The sequence below is a fragment of the Jeotgalibacillus sp. ET6 genome, from assembly GCF_029667115.1.
In the GTDB taxonomy this organism is placed as follows: Bacteria; Bacillota; Bacilli; order Bacillales; family Jeotgalibacillaceae; genus Jeotgalibacillus.
This window is the reverse complement of sequence record NZ_JARUIU010000083.1, coordinates 1-274: the sequence shown is the minus strand read 5'-3', so window position 1 is coordinate 274 and position 274 is coordinate 1. Positions and strand designations below refer to the sequence as shown.

Genomic DNA, 274 nt, shown 5'->3' with positions numbered 1-274 from the left:
GCAAGGTCAGAGCGTGGAGCTTTATGCGTGATATCCAACCTATTCTTAATCGTAAGTGTATTGGATGTCATAATAGCAATGATGGAAATGTGCAAACCGATACCCCATTACCGAACTTTGCAGATATTGAACCTATGACTTATAAGTATGCCCCCAAGCATAATAAGGGGATTGCAGATAGTGGCTCAGGTGCATTTAGTAGAAGCTATCATGACTTAAATCCTTATGTGCGTAGACCAGGGTCAGAGTCTGATAACCACATCTTTAATGCGTA

1 protein-coding gene is annotated in these 274 nt (G+C 41.2%); it reads left to right on the top strand.

Going from position 1 to position 274, the window contains the following annotated elements:
* Positions 1-23: 23 nt before the first annotated feature.
* Positions 24-274, top strand: a 251-nt coding sequence (locus P6709_RS19905; protein ID WP_278242634.1) for a hypothetical protein, incomplete at its 3' end; no start/stop codon positions are given.